We start from the raw sequence: 15701 nt of genomic DNA, 5'->3' as shown, positions 1-15701 counted from the left end.
GGAGGGGTCGTGACCGACCGCATCGCGCTGGCGCTTGGAACCGTCCTGATCGGGCTGGTTGTGCTGGACGTTGTCGCCAATGGGGGCGCGGCGTTGCTTTTTCTGATGAGAAAACTCTTCGTCTTCATAGAATTCTTGGCATTCTGGCGCTGAGCGGATCAGAGTCGGGTTGATTTGTTACCTGATCTGCGGATGTTAGCGCTATCGCAGGCGCCGGATTCGCGGCCCTGCCCATGATGGCGGCGGGTGCGCCGCCCTACCCTAGTCGGAGGAATTGCCATGACCGTCAAAGTTGCCATCAACGGGTTTGGCCGGATCGGGCGCAACGTGCTGCGCGGCATCATCGAATCGGGCCGGACGGATATCGAGGTCGTGGCGATCAACGATCTGGGGCCGGTCGAGACGAACGCGCATCTGTTGCGGTTCGATTCGGTTCATGGCCGCTTTCCGGCGCAGGTGACCACGGGCGAGGATTGGATCGACGTGGGCCGCGGTCCGATGAAGGTGACGGCGATCAAGAACCCCGCCGATCTGCCCTGGGGCCATGTGGATATCGTGCTGGAATGCACAGGCATCTTCACCAGCAAGGAAAAATGCCTTGCCCATCTGGAGAACGGATCGAAGCGGGTGCTGATCAGCGCCCCCGGTGACGGCGCCGACAAGACCATCGTTTACGGCGTGAACCATCACACGCTGACCAAGGATGACATCGTGGTATCGAATGCGTCGTGCACCACGAACTGCCTGTCGCCGGTGGCGAAGGTCCTGAATGAGGTGATCGGCATCGAAAAGGGGATGATGACCACCATCCATTCCTATACCGGCGACCAGCCTACGCTGGATACGATGCACAAGGATCTGTATCGCGCCCGTGCGGCGGCGCTGTCGATGATCCCGACCAGCACCGGCGCGGCCAAGGCCGTGGGTCTGGTGCTGCCCGAACTCAAGGGCAAGCTGGATGGCTTTGCCATCCGCGTGCCCACGCCGAACGTGTCTGTCGTGGACCTGAAGTTCATCGCCAAGCGCGCGACCAGCGTGGAAGAGGTCAACGCCGCCATCAAGGCGGCGGCAGACGGGCCGCTGAAGGGCATTCTCGGCTATACCGAGTTCAAGAATGTGTCATCGGATTTCAATCACGATCCCCATTCGTCGGTCTTCCACATGGATCAGACCAAGGTGATGGACGGGACCTTTGTTTCGATCCTGTCGTGGTATGACAACGAATGGGGGTTCTCGAACCGCATGGCGGATACGGCTGTCGCAATGGGCAAGCTGATCTGATCCGCGCGGATCCTGCGCCTTTTCGTGGCATGTTTCAGGCCGGTCACGTTCTGTGACCGGCCTTTCCTTTTTCAGACCAGAGGAATGACTATTCTTAACGCATGGATTTGATCGTCATTATCGCCATTCTGACCGGCCTGTTTCTGGCCATCGCGCTGGCCGAGCCGCTGGGCGCACGCCTGCGGCTGCCGACGGCGGTGATCCTTGCCGCCCTTGGCATCGCCATCGGCGCGGGGGCCGCGTGGTTCTGGCGCACGGATGTGACCGATGCGCTGAACCCCGTGGCCTTGGCCATCCTGACCCTGCCGATTTCATCGGACGTGTTCATCTATGTGCTGCTGCCGATCCTGCTGTTTCAGGTGTCGCTCTCGCTGAACCTGCGCCGCTTGATGGATGACTGGGTGCCGGTGCTGACGCTGGCGGTGGTGGCGGTGCTGGTGGCAACCGTGGTGATCGCCTTTGCGTTGCAGCCTTTTTCGGGCCTGCCGCTGCTTGCCTGCCTGCTGCTCGGGGCCATCGTATCGACGACCGACCCATCGGCGGTGGTCAGCATCTTTCGTGCAACCCCGGCCCCGCAGCGGCTGGCCCGGATCGTGGAAGGCGAGAGCCTGCTGAACGACGCCGCAGCCATCGCGCTGTTTTCGGTCTTTCTTGCGGCGATCGAAAGCGGGGATGGCGCGCCGCCACCGCAGGCGGTGCTGCTGCAATTGCCGTGGATGATCTTTTCCGGCGCCATCGTCGGCGCCGCCCTGGGCCGCGTGGCGGTGGCCGCGATGGGGGCAATGAACAGCTTTCCGTTGGCGCAGTTTTCCGTGAGCTTCGCCCTGCCCTTTGCAACCTTTCTGGTGACCGATCAACTGCTGGGTGGATCGGGCGTCGTGTCGGCGGTGGCGGCCGGCATGACGGTGAACTTTCTGGCGCCGGGGCGGATGGCGCCGCCGTCGCTGATCCTGCTGCGTGATGGGTGGAACCTGCTTGCCTATTGGGCGGGCGGGTTGATCTTCGTTCTGGCCGCGCTGCTGGTGCCCGAAGCGCTGGCGCAGGCGCGCTGGTCGGACCTTGTGCTGGTGGGCGTGGTCGTGATCGCGGCTTTTGTCGCGCGGGCGGTGATGCTGTGGGGGCTGTTGCCGCTGCTGACATGGGCGCGGCTGTCGCCGCGGGTCGAAGGCCCCTACCGTATCGCCATTCTCTGGGGCGGGCTGCGGGGTGCGGTCACACTCGCCCTGGCGCTGGCGGTGACGGAAAATCCCGGCATCCCGTTTGAAGTGAAGCGTCAGGTCGGCATCGTTGCAACCGGGTTCGTGCTGTTCACACTGCTGGTGCAGGGCACGACCTTGCGGATGCTGATCACTTGGCTGGGCCTTGACCGCCTGTCACCGCTGGATCGCGCGCTGTCCGAACAGGTGGTGGCGGTGGCGCTGCAGGATGTGCGCGAAACGGTGGCCGATACGGTGCGGCAGCTGGACCTGACCCCCGCGATTGTGCGGGAAGAGGCCGTGCGCTTTGGCGACCGGTTGAACGATGCGGTGGAACGCGCCGATGAGGCGACCGATCTGCAGGACAAGGACCGGGTCACGCTGGGCATGGTGGCCATGGCCGGGCATGAGCGCGATCTGGTGCTGGCCGCCTTTCGCGATGGTCTGATTTCGGCCCGGGTGGCGGAACGGATGCTGACCGATGCCGACCGCCTGATCGAGGCGACGCGCGTCGCGGGGCGCAGCGGCTATCGCGCGCAGGCGCGGCGGGCGCTGGCGCGGGGGCAGCTTCTGGAATTGGCCGAGCGGGCCTATACGCGCTATCGCCTGAAGGCGGGGTTACAGAACCTGATCGCGGATCGGTTTGAACTGCTGGTCAGCCATCAGCAGGGGCTGCGGGGGCTGCGCCGCTTTGTCGAGCGGCGGATCCTGCGCATCCACGGGCGGCGGGTGGCATCGCTGTTGCAGGATCTTCTGCGCTGGCGGATCGAGGAGACAGGGCGCGAGCTGGAGGGCCTGCGCATCCAGTTTCCCGGCTATGCCGAAGAGGTGGAGCGGCGGCTGATCCGGCGGCTGGTGCTGCGGCAGGAGGAACTGGAATACGATCAATATGTGCAGGACGGGCTGATCGGGCCCGAGTTGAAGATGGCGCTGCAACAGGGGATCGATGATGAACGCGCGCGGCTGGCCGAACGCCCGCTGCTGGATCTGCGGATGCAGCGTCTGGACATCGTGCGCAGCTTCCACCTGTTCTCTGGCCTTGACGAGGCGACCCAGGCGCAACTGGCGCGGCGGCTGAAGACGGTCTATGCCAAGCCGGGCGATGTGCTGGTGCGGCGCGAGGATCTGCCGGATCGGGTGTGGTTCGTCGCCTCGGGCGCGGTGGAGGCCGAGTTGGCGGATGGGCGCCACCTTCTGGGCCATGGCGAGATGTTCGGCCATCTGTCGGTGCTGCAAAAGCGCCCACGCCGGGCGACGGTTCGGGCGATCACCCACACCACGCTGGTCACATTGTCCGAGACCGCCTTCCGCGATCTGATGCGGCAGGCCCCGCAACTGGCCGAGGCGGTGGAGAAAAGCGCCGAGCGGCGGGGAATGTCGGTCGAGCTGAGCGCCGGATCACGGCAGGCGGCAAACCCGCCCCCACCCTGGGTGGCCACCCTGAAGGAAGCCTTGCGTCTGCGTGCGTAGCCATGCGCGCAGGGCATGGCGGGATCCCTGTTCTGGCCGTTGTTAGCGGTAACATTTCCGCCCATCTTCACGGCATGTCGAAGGGATAACCGAGAAGCCCTTGGCAGGTTCGTGAAAGGAACAACAGATGAAACTGATCGACACGCTGAAGGCCGCGGCCGCAAATCGCGCGCTGTATAAGCGGACCCGCGACGAGATCGCCCGGATGCCGCGCGATGTGGCGCTGGACCTTGGGATTTTCCCGGAAGATGCGGATCGCATCGCCTGGGCCGCTGTTTACGGCAAGTAAGCGCCTGCCAGATGCAGGGGCAAAAGGGGGGGCTTCGCCCCCCTTTTCCTTTCAGGCGAAGCGGCGTTTCAGCGCGGCCTCGACCGGGGGGGTCACGAATTTCGACACATCACCGCCGAGCCGGGCGATTTCCTTGACAAGCTTGGACGCGATGGCCTGACGGCGGGCATCGGCCATCATGAAGACCGTCTCGATACTGGCATCCAGCGCGCGATTCATGCCGACCATCTGGAATTCATACTCGAAATCCGCCACGGCGCGCAGGCCGCGCACGATCACGCTGGCCCCCACATCGCGGGCGCAGTCGATCAGCAGGTTTTCGAAGGGATGGACGACGATCTCGCCCCCCGTCTTGGACTGGATGGCGGCACATTCGGCCTGCACCATCGCCACCCGTTCCTCGAGCGAGAAGAGCGGCCCCTTGTCGCGATTGATCGCCACGCCGATCACCAGACGATCCACCAGCGCCATGGCGCGCTGGATGATGTCGACATGGCCCAGCGTGATGGGGTCAAAGGTGCCCGGGTAAAGGCCGATGCGCATGGGTCCACTCCCCCCTTGGTCGCGTGGATGCACGCAACATTATTGCGCGGATGAGTGCAAGACCCAAAGCGCGCGACCGTCGGGTGTCAGAAACCCTTGATCATCCCTTCGAGCGCGTCCTTTTCCATGGCGAGTTCGGTCAGCCGTGCCTTGACCACATCGCCGATGGAGATGAGGCCCACCATCTCGGCGCCCTCCATCACGGGCATGTGGCGGAAGCGGCCATCCGTCATCTTTTGCAGCACGTCATTGGCCTGTTCGTCCCGTCGGCACGTGACGATATTCGCCGTCATGATGCTGTCCACCGCATCGGCCATGCAGGCCATGCCCCGGCGGCCGATCTCGCGCACGATATCGCGTTCCGACACGATGCCCGCCACGCGTTTGCCATCGGATGACACGATCACGGCCCCGATCCGGCGGGTGGACAGGATTTCGGCCGTCTGCGCGACCGTCGTGCCGGGCACGACGGTGACCACGCCATCATCCGACTTGGACTTAAGGATCTGGCTGACAAGCATGGATTCCTCCCTCTCCGTTCTTGTCATTGGGATGCTGCGCCGGGGATCGAATTCTGTCAACGGATTGCGCGGGCGTGGTGGGCGCGGGCTTCAAGCTCGGCCACCTCGCGGCGCAGGCCTTGCGCCAGCAGATCGGCAAAGCGATTCAGCCGGGCCACGCGGCCATCATCGGCATGGCGGATCAGCCAGAAGCTGCGGGTCAGGGCAATGCGGTCCGGGATCACCGGCACCAGTTCGGGTGCAGCGGGAAGGGCGAAGTCATGCACGACCCCGACCCCTGCCCCGGCACGCAGCCAGTTCAGTTGAACCGATACGGAGTTTGACGCAAGGGCGACGGTCCCTGCCCCCAGTTCGGCCAGGTAATCGAGTTCCTTGTCATGGATCATGTCGGGAATGTAGCCCACCAGCCGGTGCTGATTGAGATCGGCGAGCGTGTGCAACGCGGGCGCCTGGGCAAGGTAGGCCGGATGCGCCGCGAGGTGAAGGTGATAATCGGTCAGCTTCTGCACGGTCAGGCGGCCCGCCGTGGGGCGGCTGACGGCGATGGCGAGATCGGCCTCGCGCTTGGACAGGTTGAAGACGCGGGGCAGTGCCACGATCTGCACCTCCAGCCCCGGATTGGCATCGCAGATGGCCGCCAGCACCTGCGGCAGCAGGTAATTGGCACAGCCATCCGGCGCGCCGATGCGGATCTGGCCTGACAGGCCTTCGGGGCCACTGAGCGCCTCACGCGCGCCGTCCAGCGCGGTTTCGGCGCGTTCGGCATGGGGCAGCAGGCGGGTGCCTTCTTCCGTCAGGGCGTAACCTTGCGGGGATTTGGCAAAAAGGCGCGCACCCATCGCCTCTTCCAGACGCCCGATGCGGCGGCCGACGGTGGCGGCGTCGATCTTCAGCCGCTTGCCCGCACCCGACAGGCTTTCGCTGCGGGCCACGGCGAGGAAGATGCGGAGGTCGTCCCAGTCCATGCGCTGACATCCTGCATTTTTGCAAAGCCTGTTTGAGTTATTTCCGCTGTTTGCGACATTTCCGCAAGGCTATTCTCGCCGCCAGCAAATGAGGGAGGATCCCATGAAAGAGATCGGTCACTGGATCAACGGCAAGCATGTGAAAGGCACGTCGGGCCGTTTCGCGGATGTCTTCAACCCGGCGACGGGCGAGGTTCAGGCCAAGGTGGCGCTGGCGACGAAGGCGGAACTCGACGCCGCCACCGCCGATGCCGCCCGCGCGCAGGTGAAATGGGGCGCGACCAACCCGCAGCGCCGCGCGCGGGTGATGATGGAATTCGTCCGCCTTCTGAACCGCGACATGGACAAGCTGGCAGAGGCGCTGTCATCCGAACATGGCAAGACCATTCCGGATGCCAAGGGCGATATCCAGCGCGGGCTGGAGGTGATGGAGTTCTGCATCGGCGCGCCGCATCTGTTGAAGGGCGAATTCACCGACAGCGCGGGCCCGGGGATCGACATGTATTCGATGCGCCAGCCGATCGGCGTGGCGGCGGGGATCACGCCCTTCAACTTTCCGGCGATGATCCCGATGTGGAAGATGGGGCCAGCGCTGGCCTGCGGAAATGCCTTCATCCTGAAACCGTCTGAGCGTGACCCTTCGGTTCCGCTGATGCTGGCGGAACTGATGCAGGAGGCGGGGTTGCCGGATGGTGTGCTGCAGGTCATCAACGGCGACAAGGAAGCGGTGGATGCGATCCTCGACTCGCCCATCATCGCGGGGATCGGTTTTGTCGGATCCACCCCCATCGCGGAATACATCTATGGCCGCGGCTGTTCCAACGGCAAGCGCGTGCAGTGCTTTGGCGGCGCGAAGAACCACATGATCATCATGCCGGATGCCGACATGGATCAGGCGGCGGATGCGCTGGTAGGGGCGGGCTATGGTGCGGCGGGCGAACGCTGCATGGCGATTTCGGTCGCGGTGCCGGTGGGCGATGCGACGGCGGATGCGCTGATCGAGAAGCTGATCCCGCGGATCGAGAAGTTGAAGGTCGGCCCCTATACCGCTGGCAACGATGTGGATTACGGCCCTGTCGTCACGGCGGCGGCGAAGGCGAATATCCTGAAGCTGGTCGAAAGCGGCGTGGCGCAGGGGGCGAAGCTGGTCGTCGATGGGCGGAACTTCAAGCTGCAGGGGTATGAGGACGGCTTCTTCGTCGGCCCGCATCTGTTTGACCATGTGACCCGCGACATGGACATCTACAAGAAAGAGATCTTCGGGCCGGTGCTTTCGACTGTCCGCGCCAAGACCTATGAGGAAGCCTTGGCCTATGCGATGGACCACGAGTATGGCAACGGCACCGCGATCTTCACCCGCGATGGCGACACGGCGCGGGACTTTGCCGCCCGCGTCAACGTGGGGATGATCGGGATCAACGTGCCGATCCCGGTGCCGCTGGCCTATCACACCTTCGGCGGCTGGAAGAAATCGGCCTTTGGCGATCTGAACCAGCACGGCCCGGATGCCTTCCGCTTCTACACGCGGACGAAGACCATCACCTCGCGCTGGCCGTCGGGGATCAAGGAGGGCGCGAGCCTGAACTTCAAGCCGATGGATTGATCGGCGCTGCCGGCATCCAAAGCAGGCCGCCCCGCCATCCGGGGCGGCCTTTTGCATGGTGCATACGGGCCATCAAGCCGCAGCTATGGCCGAGGACAACGCACGCGTCCTTGCCCGATGACGCGTGACTGACCGGATCGCCGGGCGGCGGCCTTCATTCCGCCGCCACCCGCCGTGGTTTAAGCATGTCCTTGAGGTAGCGGCCGGTATGGCTGCGCTCGACCTTCGCCACATCTTCGGGCGTGCCTTCCGCCACGATCTGCCCGCCGCCATCGCCGCCTTCTGGCCCGATGTCGATGATCCAGTCGGCGGTCTTGATGACGTCGAGGTTGTGCTCGATCACCACCACCGTGTTGCCCTGATCGACAAGTTCATGCAGCACTTCAAGAAGTTTGCGCACATCCTCGAAATGCAGGCCTGTTGTGGGTTCGTCGAGGATATAGAGCGTGCGCCCCGTGGCCCGGCGCGACAGTTCCTTGGACAGCTTCACCCGCTGCGCCTCGCCCCCCGACAGGGTGGTGGCCTGCTGCCCGACCTTGATGTAGCCAAGACCGACCTGGCAGAGCGCATCCATCTTTTCGCGGATCGCAGGCACCGCCTGGAAGAATTGCTGCGCGTCTTCACATGTCATATCAAGAACATCTGATATGCTTTTGTTCTTGAACTTTATTTCCAGCGTTTCGCGATTGTAGCGCGCACCCTTGCACGTCTCGCAGGTCACATAGACATCGGGCAGGAAGTGCATCTCGATCTTGATGACACCGTCACCCTGACAGGCCTCGCAGCGCCCCCCCTTCACGTTGAAGGAGAACCGCCCCGGCTGATAGCCACGCGCCTTCGCCTCGGGCAGGCCGGCGAACCAGTCGCGGATCGGGGTGAAGGCGCCGGTGTAGGTGGCGGGGTTGGAACGCGGCGTCCGCCCGATGGGCCGCTGGTCGATGTCGATGACCTTGTCGAGATGTTCGAACCCCTTGATCGTCTCGCAGGGGGCGGGCGTCTCGCGCGCGCCGTTCAGGCGCATGGCGGCGGTCTTGAACAGCGTCTCGATCGTAAGGGTGGACTTGCCGCCCCCCGACACGCCGGTAACGCAGACGAACTTGCCCAAGGGGAAATCGACGGTGACATTCTTGAGGTTGTTGCCTGACGCCCCCACCACGGTCAGCTTCTTGCCGCTGCCCTTGCGCCGGGTCTTCGGCACCGAGATTTCGCGCTGCCCCGAAAGGTATTGCCCTGTCAGGCTGACCGGATCGGCGGCCACCTGTTCGGGCGTGCCGTGGCTGACCACACGGCCGCCGTGCACACCCGCACCGGGGCCGATGTCGAAGACATAATCCGCCTCGCGGATCGCATCCTCGTCATGTTCCACCACAAGCACGGTATTGCCCTGATCGCGCAGGTTCTTCAGCGTGGTCAGAAGCCGGTCATTGTCGCGCTGATGCAGGCCGATGGAAGGTTCGTCCAACACATAAAGCACGCCCGTCAGGCCCGATCCGATCTGCGAGGCAAGGCGGATGCGCTGCGATTCCCCGCCCGAAAGCGTGCCCGCATTGCGCGACAGGGTGAGGTAGTCCAGCCCGACATTGACAAGGAAACCAAGCCGTTCACGGATTTCCTTCAGGATCGCGCGGGCGATTTCGTTCTTCTGGTTGGTCAAGTGATCCGGCACCGTGCCGATCCAGGCATAGGCCTCCTTGATCGACATGCGAACCACCTCGCCGATATGCAGCCCGGCGATCTTGACCGCCAGCGCCTCGGCCTTCAGGCGATAGCCGTGGCAGGTGCCGCAATCGCGGTTGTTCTGATAGCGCTCGAACTCCTCGCGCACCCAGGCGCTGTCGGTCTCGCGATAGCGGCGCTCCATGTTGGGAATGACGCCTTCGAAGACACGGGATACCTCGTAGATGCGGCCGCCTTCATCATAGCGGAAGCGGATCTCTTCCTCGCCCGATCCGTAGAGGAACAGTTGCTGCACATGGGCGGGCAGATCTTTCCACTTCTTCTTCGCGTCGAATTCGTAATGTTTCGCAAGGGCCTGGATCGTCTGCGTGAAGTAGGGGCTTTTCGATTTGGCCCAAGGCGCCAGCGCCCCCTGCATCAGCGTCAGGCCCTGATCGGGCACCACCAGACGGTCGTCGAAGAACAACTCCACCCCCAGCCCGTCACAGGCCGGGCAGGCCCCGAAAGGCGCGTTGAAGGAAAACAGGCGCGGCTCGATTTCCGGGATGGTAAAGCCCGATACGGGGCAGGCGAATTTTTCGGAATAGGTGATGCGCTGGGGATCACCCTCCCCCTCGGCGGGGGCGGTCTCGATGATGGCGATGCCATCGGCAAGGTCCAGCGCGGTGCGGAAACTGTCGGCAAGCCGCGTCTCAAGGCCCTCGCGCACGATGATCCTGTCCACCACCACGTCGATATCGTGGCGAAACTTCTTGTCCAGCGTGGGCGGTTCCTCAAGCTCGTAGAACTGCCCGTCCACCTTGACGCGCTGGAAGCCCTGCTTTCGGAGGTCGAGGAACTCCTTCTTGTACTCCCCCTTCCGGTCCCGGACGATCGGCGCCAGCAGATAGGCGCGGGTGCCCTCGGCCATGGCCATGACGGCATCCACCATATCCTGCACCTGCATCGCGGTGATGGGCAGGCCGGTGGCCGGGCTGTAGGGGGTGCCGACGCGGGCGAACAGAAGGCGAAGGTAATCGTAGATCTCGGTCACCGTGCCGACGGTGGAGCGGGGGTTCTTCGAGGTGGTTTTCTGTTCGATCGAAATGGCGGGCGACAGGCCCGAGATGTGATCGACATCGGGCTTGCCCATCATGTCGAGGAATTGCCGCGCATAGGCCGAGAGCGACTCCACATAGCGGCGCTGCCCTTCGGCATAGATCGTGTCAAAGGCGAGCGAGGATTTCCCCGAACCCGACAGGCCGGTGATCACCACAAGCTGATCGCGCGGGATGTCGAGATCGACCCCTTTCAGATTGTGCTCACGCGCGCCGCGCACTTCGATGAACTTCTGTTCGGCCATGCCACACCCCCGGACGACTGCGACAGAGATAGGCCATGCGGCGCGAGTCTCCAATGCAAAAATGTGAACAATGGGTGAACAAACGCGCAGGTTGCCGGCTATGCCCGGCTTTTGCGCGATCGGGCGGGCGGTCCCCCGCCCGGCTGCTGCAGGATTACCCTTGGCGACGGCGGCGGGACTGCACGGCATGGGCGGCAATCCCCGCAAGGCAGAGTGGCGCGGCAAAGGCGACCGCGCCCATCGGCCCCATCGCGGCGATCAGCAGCGCAAGCATGGGCGTGCCCAGCGTCGTGCCCACATTCCCCAATTGCGCCACCGCGCCCGATGCCATGGCCCGGCTTTCCGCAGTCAGATTGAGTTGCGGGATGGAGGCGAAGCTTGCCCCCTGCACGATGCCCATGGCGCCAGACAGCGCGAAGGCCGCCCCAAGGGTCACCATGCCCTGCCCCCAACCGGCCCACAGCACGAGCGTCGCCACCAGCCCCGCCGCATAGCCTGCCTGCACCATCCGCACGGCAGACAGGAAGCGCAGGCCCCACACCCCCAAGGTCAGCGAGATGGCGATGGACACAAGCGGCATCCCGGCGGCGGCGATGGCGCGATCCTCGGGCGGCAACAAGGGCGGCAAGAGCGTGAGCAGCGCCACATAGAGTGCGGTGTAGAACACAAAGCCCAACGCAGGCGCGGCCATGGATGGCGACGCATAGATGGTGCCGTGCTGCCGGATCAGACCCATGAGGGAAGGCAGCGGCGGGGCGGCAGGATCGGCAGGCAACAGGACGGCAAGGACAATCGCCAAACCGGCCATCCATGCCGCATGGCCAAGAAAGAGCGGCACCACACTGCCCGCTGCCAGCAGGGGCGGGGCGATCATGGCCAGAAGCGCGTAGGTCACCCCGAAAAAGCTGCTCCACAGCGTCATTGCAAGGCCCTGATGTCGGCCTGCCGCGATGCCCGCGATCATCGTGGGGCCGACAACGACGATGGCAAGGTGTGACACCCCCTCCAGCACCCGTGTCAGGATCAAAAGCGCATAAGGCAGATCAAGGGTCTGAAGGGCCGAAACCAGCGCCCCCAGCAGCATGGCCGCCACGATGGCGCGGCGCGGGCCGATCCGCGCCACCAGAAGCCCCGCCGTGGTGCCGAAGATCAGACCGACGATCCCCACGATCGAAACGATCAGGCCAATCCCCGCCGCCCCCTGTTCGGGATAGCGCAGGGCCATCAGATCGAAGGCCACCGACAGCTTGCCGAATTGCGCGGCCGATCCCAGTCCCGCCAACCAGAGCACGAACACCGTCACCACAGCCCGCATGTCCGGCCCCTTCATCTTGGCGAAACTACCCTCGGGGGGAGGGTCGCGCAGCGGCCTGTGGGGGGCAGACAGCCCCCCTTCCCCACCCGATCCGGGGAGGACGTCAGAAGTGAAGCGCGCGACCGTAGGCGTCAAGCACCGCTTCGTGCATCATCTCGGACAGGGTCGGATGCGGGAAGACGGTGTTCATCAGGTCTTCCTCGGTCGTCTCCAGCGTGCGGCCGATCACATAGCCCTGGATCAGTTCGGTCACTTCCGCGCCCACCATATGGGCGCCGAGCAACTCGCCCGTCTTGGCGTCGAAGACCGTCTTGATCATGCCCTCCGCCTCACCCAGCGCGATGGCCTTGCCGTTGCCGATGAAGGGGAACCGCCCGACCTTGACGGTATGGCCCGCCTCTTTCGCCTTTGCCTCGGTCAGCCCGACGGATGCCACCTGCGGGTGGCAATAGGTGCAGCCGGCGATGGAATTGGGCTTGATCGGGTGCGGATGGCCGCCCGCGATCAGTTCCGCCACCATCACGCCTTCATGGCTGGCCTTGTGCGCCAGCCACGGCGCACCGGCGATGTCGCCGATGGCGTAAAGCCCCTCGACGCCGGTCCGGCAATATTCATCGGTCACCACATGGGTGCGGTCGATCTTCACCCCCAGCGCCTCGAGCCCGAGGTTTTCCACATTGCCGACGATGCCCACGGCCGAGATCACGGTGTCGAACTCATGCGTCTCGATCTTGCCGCCCATTTCGATATGGGCGGTGACACCCTGCCCCGGCCTGCGATCCAGCTTCTTGACCGCCGCCTTTTCCATGATCTTCATGCCCTGCTTCACGAACTGCTTCTTCGCGAAAGTGGCGATCTCGGCATCTTCCACCGGCAGGATGCGATCCATCACCTCGACCACCGTCGTATCGGCGCCAAGGGTGTTGAAGAAGGACGCGAATTCGATCCCGATCGCCCCCGATCCGATGACCAGAAGTTTCTTGGGCATCCGCTTGGGTTGCAGCGCGTGGCGATAGGTCCAGACCAGATCGCCATCGGCTTCCAGCCCCGGCAATTCGCGGGCCCGCGCGCCGGTGGCAAGGATGATGGCGGGGGCGGTCAACTCCTCGCTGCCCTTGTCCGTCTTGACGATGACGCGGCCCTTTGCGGGGATCGTCGCCTCGCCCATCACGACGGCGATCTTGTTCTTCTTCATCAGATGGCCGATGCCCGAGGACAGCTGTTTGGCGACCCCGCGCGACCGCGCCACGACGGCGGGCAGGTCATAGCCGATCCCCGTGGCGCTCAGCCCGAATTCCTTGGCGCGGTGCATGAGGTGGAACACCTCGGCCGAACGAAGCATCGCCTTCGTCGGGATGCAGCCCCAGTTCAGGCAGATGCCGCCAAGGTTCTCACGCTCGACGATGACCACCTTCTTGCCCAATTGCGCCGCCCGGATGGCGGCGACATAGCCGCCGGGACCTGCTCCGATCACGATCACATCATAGGCAGCGGCCATCGGTTTTCCTCCCTCAAAGAAATTGGTTTGGCCTTAAACTATTTTCGGACGCCAAGCAACGAAGGCAACGCCGGGGGCCTATGCATCGGGCGCATGGCTGCCCGTGGCCTGCAATCGGCGCACCTCGGCGGCGTAGCCGCCTTGATCGAGCCAGTCCTGTTCTGCGGCCGAAGACACCCGCCCCAGCGCCGCATTCCGCCCCGGGAAACGGCCAAAGCGGGCGATCACCGCCTGATGGGCGCGGGCATGCAGCGCCTTGTCGGGATCAGAGGCGAGCCGTTCCTCCATCAGGCGCAGGGCAAGCGCCTGATCGTCCGGGTTTTCGGAATGTTCGAAGGGCATGTAGAAGAACTGCCGTTCCGGCTCGGGGGCGCCCATGTCCCAGCCCTGCGCCAGCGCTAGGCGCGCCGCGGCCAGCGCGCGGGGGTCGGTGGCAAAGCTGTCTGCCGTGCCACGGAACATATTGCGCGGCAACTGATCGGTCAGGATGATGAAGGCCAGCGTGCCCACCGTCCCGTCAATCCAGTGGTCAAGCCCCCCGTCACGGGCGGCTTGCCAGATGTCGATGAACCGCGCGCGGCAGATGGCATCGATCTCATCGCCCCCGGCATACCAGCCCTCGGGGCCGATCTCGCCCAGCCAGAAATCCAGAATCTCCACCGGATCGGACATGCGCCGCGCCTTTCCACTTGCCTTGCCCGGGCAGCGTGGCAGGGAACGGCCGGGCGCGCAACCGCCCCGCCGCCATGCGCCCTCAGCGGTCCTTGTCAATCACCGCTGCGGCGGCCACCGAGGATGCGGTCGGCACGATGAAGGCCGAAGGCGCGCTGCTTCCGGGCGCGGCACGGCGCGACATCCGCCACAGCGCATAGGCCGTGAGCGCGAGGTAGAGCGCGGCGATGAACAGGAAGAACCCGCCCGGCCCCACCCGCCCCATGATCCAGCCGGTGACAAGCGGGCCGAAGATCGCGCCAAAGCCGTTCAGAAAGATCATCCCAGCGCTGGCTGCGGCCATGTCATCCTTGGACAGGAAGTCGTTGGTATAGGCGATGAGCAGGGCATAGACCGGGTTGGTGATCCCGCCCAGCAGAAGCGCCGCGATCAGATAGCCGATGAAGGGCAGATCGAAGACCCCCGCGATCAACATCGTCACCGTGGCAATGCCCGACAGGCCCGTGATCAGCAGGCGGCGATCCATCCGGTCCGACAGCCAGCCCACGGGATATTGCAGCACCAGCCCGCCCACATAGAGCGCCCCCACGAAGATCGAGATGTCGCGGACCGACAACCCCTCGAGCGATCCCCAGACCGAGGCCATGCCGAACATCGCCGAAAAGACGCCCCCCGTCAGCAGCATGCCCACGCATCCCAAGGGCGAGATGCGGAAGAGCGCGCGGAAGGACAGGCCTTTGGTTGTCTCGAATGTGGGGGCGGGTGTGGGCGCAAGCAGGATCGGCATGAAGGCCAGCGACACAAGGACCGACGGGATCACGAACAGCACAAATCCCGACGGATCGCCCACGTTCAGGATGGCCTGGCTTGCGATGATGCCCACCATCTGCACGATCATGTAGGCCGACAGGGCCTGACCGCGCGTGTCGTTGGTGGCGGCGTTGTTCAGCCAGCTTTCGGCGGTGATGTAGATGCCCGAAAAGCAAAAGCCGATCAGCACGCGCAGCCCGGTCCACACCATCCAGTCGGCGGCGACGGGATAGACCACCAGCACCGCCGAGATGAGCGAGCCGAGCGCCGCGAAGACGCGGACATGGCCCACCTTGCGGATCATGGCAGGCGCCATCTGCGATCCTGCCAGAAAGCCCACGAAATAGGCCGACATCACGAGCGAGATTTCAAAGGTCGAGAACCCCTCGATCGCGCCCCGGATGCCCAGAAGCGTGCCCTGAATCCCGTTGCCGACCATCAGGAGCATCACGCCCAGAAGCAGCGGCCATGAGGTGGAGATCACTTTCAGCATGGGCGCACCGGGCAAATCAGGGGTGG

At 64.4% G+C, this 15701-nt stretch carries 13 protein-coding genes; 5 read left to right on the top strand and 8 right to left on the bottom strand.

The annotated features are described in order from the left end of the window. The first annotated feature begins 9 nt into the window (after positions 1-9). From GU920_RS19345 to GU920_RS19340, 4 genes are all read left to right on the top strand, one after another. A complete protein-coding gene (locus GU920_RS19345) occupies positions 10-153 on the top strand; it encodes a hypothetical protein (RefSeq protein ID WP_201744198.1) in 144 nt (47 codons plus the stop codon). A 126-nt stretch (positions 154-279) separates the two neighbouring features. Further along, complete coding sequence (gene gap / locus GU920_RS13110; protein WP_161767545.1) at positions 280-1281, top strand: type I glyceraldehyde-3-phosphate dehydrogenase; 1002 nt, start codon at positions 280-282, stop codon at positions 1279-1281. A gap of 101 nt (positions 1282-1382) precedes the next feature. Continuing rightward, complete coding sequence (locus GU920_RS13105) at positions 1383-3947, top strand: cation:proton antiporter (RefSeq protein ID WP_161767544.1); 2565 nt, start codon at positions 1383-1385, stop codon at positions 3945-3947. A 127-nt stretch (positions 3948-4074) separates the two neighbouring features. Further along, positions 4075-4236, top strand: coding sequence for a hypothetical protein (locus tag GU920_RS19340; protein WP_201744138.1), 162 nt, complete (start codon positions 4075-4077; stop codon positions 4234-4236). A 51-nt stretch (positions 4237-4287) separates the two neighbouring features. On the opposite strand, the gene coaD is transcribed toward GU920_RS19340, so the two are convergent. From coaD to GU920_RS13090, 3 genes are all read right to left on the bottom strand, one after another. Beyond that, entirely contained in the window at positions 4288-4779 is a 492-nt protein-coding gene (gene coaD / locus GU920_RS13100; RefSeq protein ID WP_161767543.1) for a pantetheine-phosphate adenylyltransferase, read from the bottom strand. 86 nt (positions 4780-4865) lie between these two features. Continuing rightward, on the bottom strand, positions 4866-5300 hold the full coding sequence (locus GU920_RS13095; RefSeq protein ID WP_161767542.1) for a CBS domain-containing protein: 435 nt from the start codon (positions 5298-5300) through the stop codon (positions 4866-4868). 56 nt (positions 5301-5356) lie between these two features. After that, a complete protein-coding gene (locus tag GU920_RS13090; RefSeq protein WP_161767541.1) occupies positions 5357-6265 on the bottom strand; it encodes a LysR family transcriptional regulator in 909 nt (302 codons plus the stop codon). Between the two features lie 103 nt (positions 6266-6368). Between GU920_RS13090 and GU920_RS13085 the strand changes: the two genes are divergently transcribed. Beyond that, complete coding sequence (locus GU920_RS13085) at positions 6369-7868, top strand: CoA-acylating methylmalonate-semialdehyde dehydrogenase (protein WP_161767540.1); 1500 nt, start codon at positions 6369-6371, stop codon at positions 7866-7868. 154 nt (positions 7869-8022) lie between these two features. Here GU920_RS13085 and uvrA read toward each other — a convergent pair whose 3' ends face one another. The 5 genes from uvrA to GU920_RS13060 form a co-directional block, all read right to left on the bottom strand. Continuing rightward, a complete protein-coding gene (gene uvrA / locus GU920_RS13080) occupies positions 8023-10887 on the bottom strand; it encodes an excinuclease ABC subunit UvrA (RefSeq protein ID WP_161767539.1) in 2865 nt (954 codons plus the stop codon). 154 nt (positions 10888-11041) lie between these two features. Continuing rightward, positions 11042-12202 carry an MFS transporter gene (locus GU920_RS13075; protein WP_161767538.1) on the bottom strand — a complete coding sequence of 387 codons (1161 nt, stop codon included), beginning with the start codon at positions 12200-12202 and terminating at the stop codon, positions 11042-11044. Positions 12203-12305: 103 nt separating this feature from the next. Beyond that, positions 12306-13700 (bottom strand): dihydrolipoyl dehydrogenase, encoded by a 1395-nt coding sequence (gene lpdA / locus GU920_RS13070; protein WP_161767537.1) that lies wholly within the window; start codon positions 13698-13700, stop codon positions 12306-12308. 78 nt (positions 13701-13778) lie between these two features. Beyond that, the gene (locus tag GU920_RS13065) at positions 13779-14372 is read right to left on the bottom strand and encodes a DUF924 family protein (protein ID WP_161767536.1); all 594 of its coding nucleotides are present in this window, start codon (positions 14370-14372) and stop codon (positions 13779-13781) included. A gap of 82 nt (positions 14373-14454) precedes the next feature. After that, positions 14455-15675 carry an MFS transporter gene (locus GU920_RS13060; protein ID WP_161767535.1) on the bottom strand — a complete coding sequence of 407 codons (1221 nt, stop codon included), beginning with the start codon at positions 15673-15675 and terminating at the stop codon, positions 14455-14457. Positions 15676-15701 lie beyond the last annotated feature (26 nt).

Origin of the sequence: Paragemmobacter ruber (genome assembly GCF_009908315.1) — a bacterium.
GTDB classification, from domain to species: domain Bacteria; phylum Pseudomonadota; class Alphaproteobacteria; order Rhodobacterales; family Rhodobacteraceae; genus Paragemmobacter; species Paragemmobacter ruber.
The sequence above is the reverse complement of the archived record's forward strand: the minus strand, read 5'-3'. Positions and strand labels throughout refer to the sequence as shown.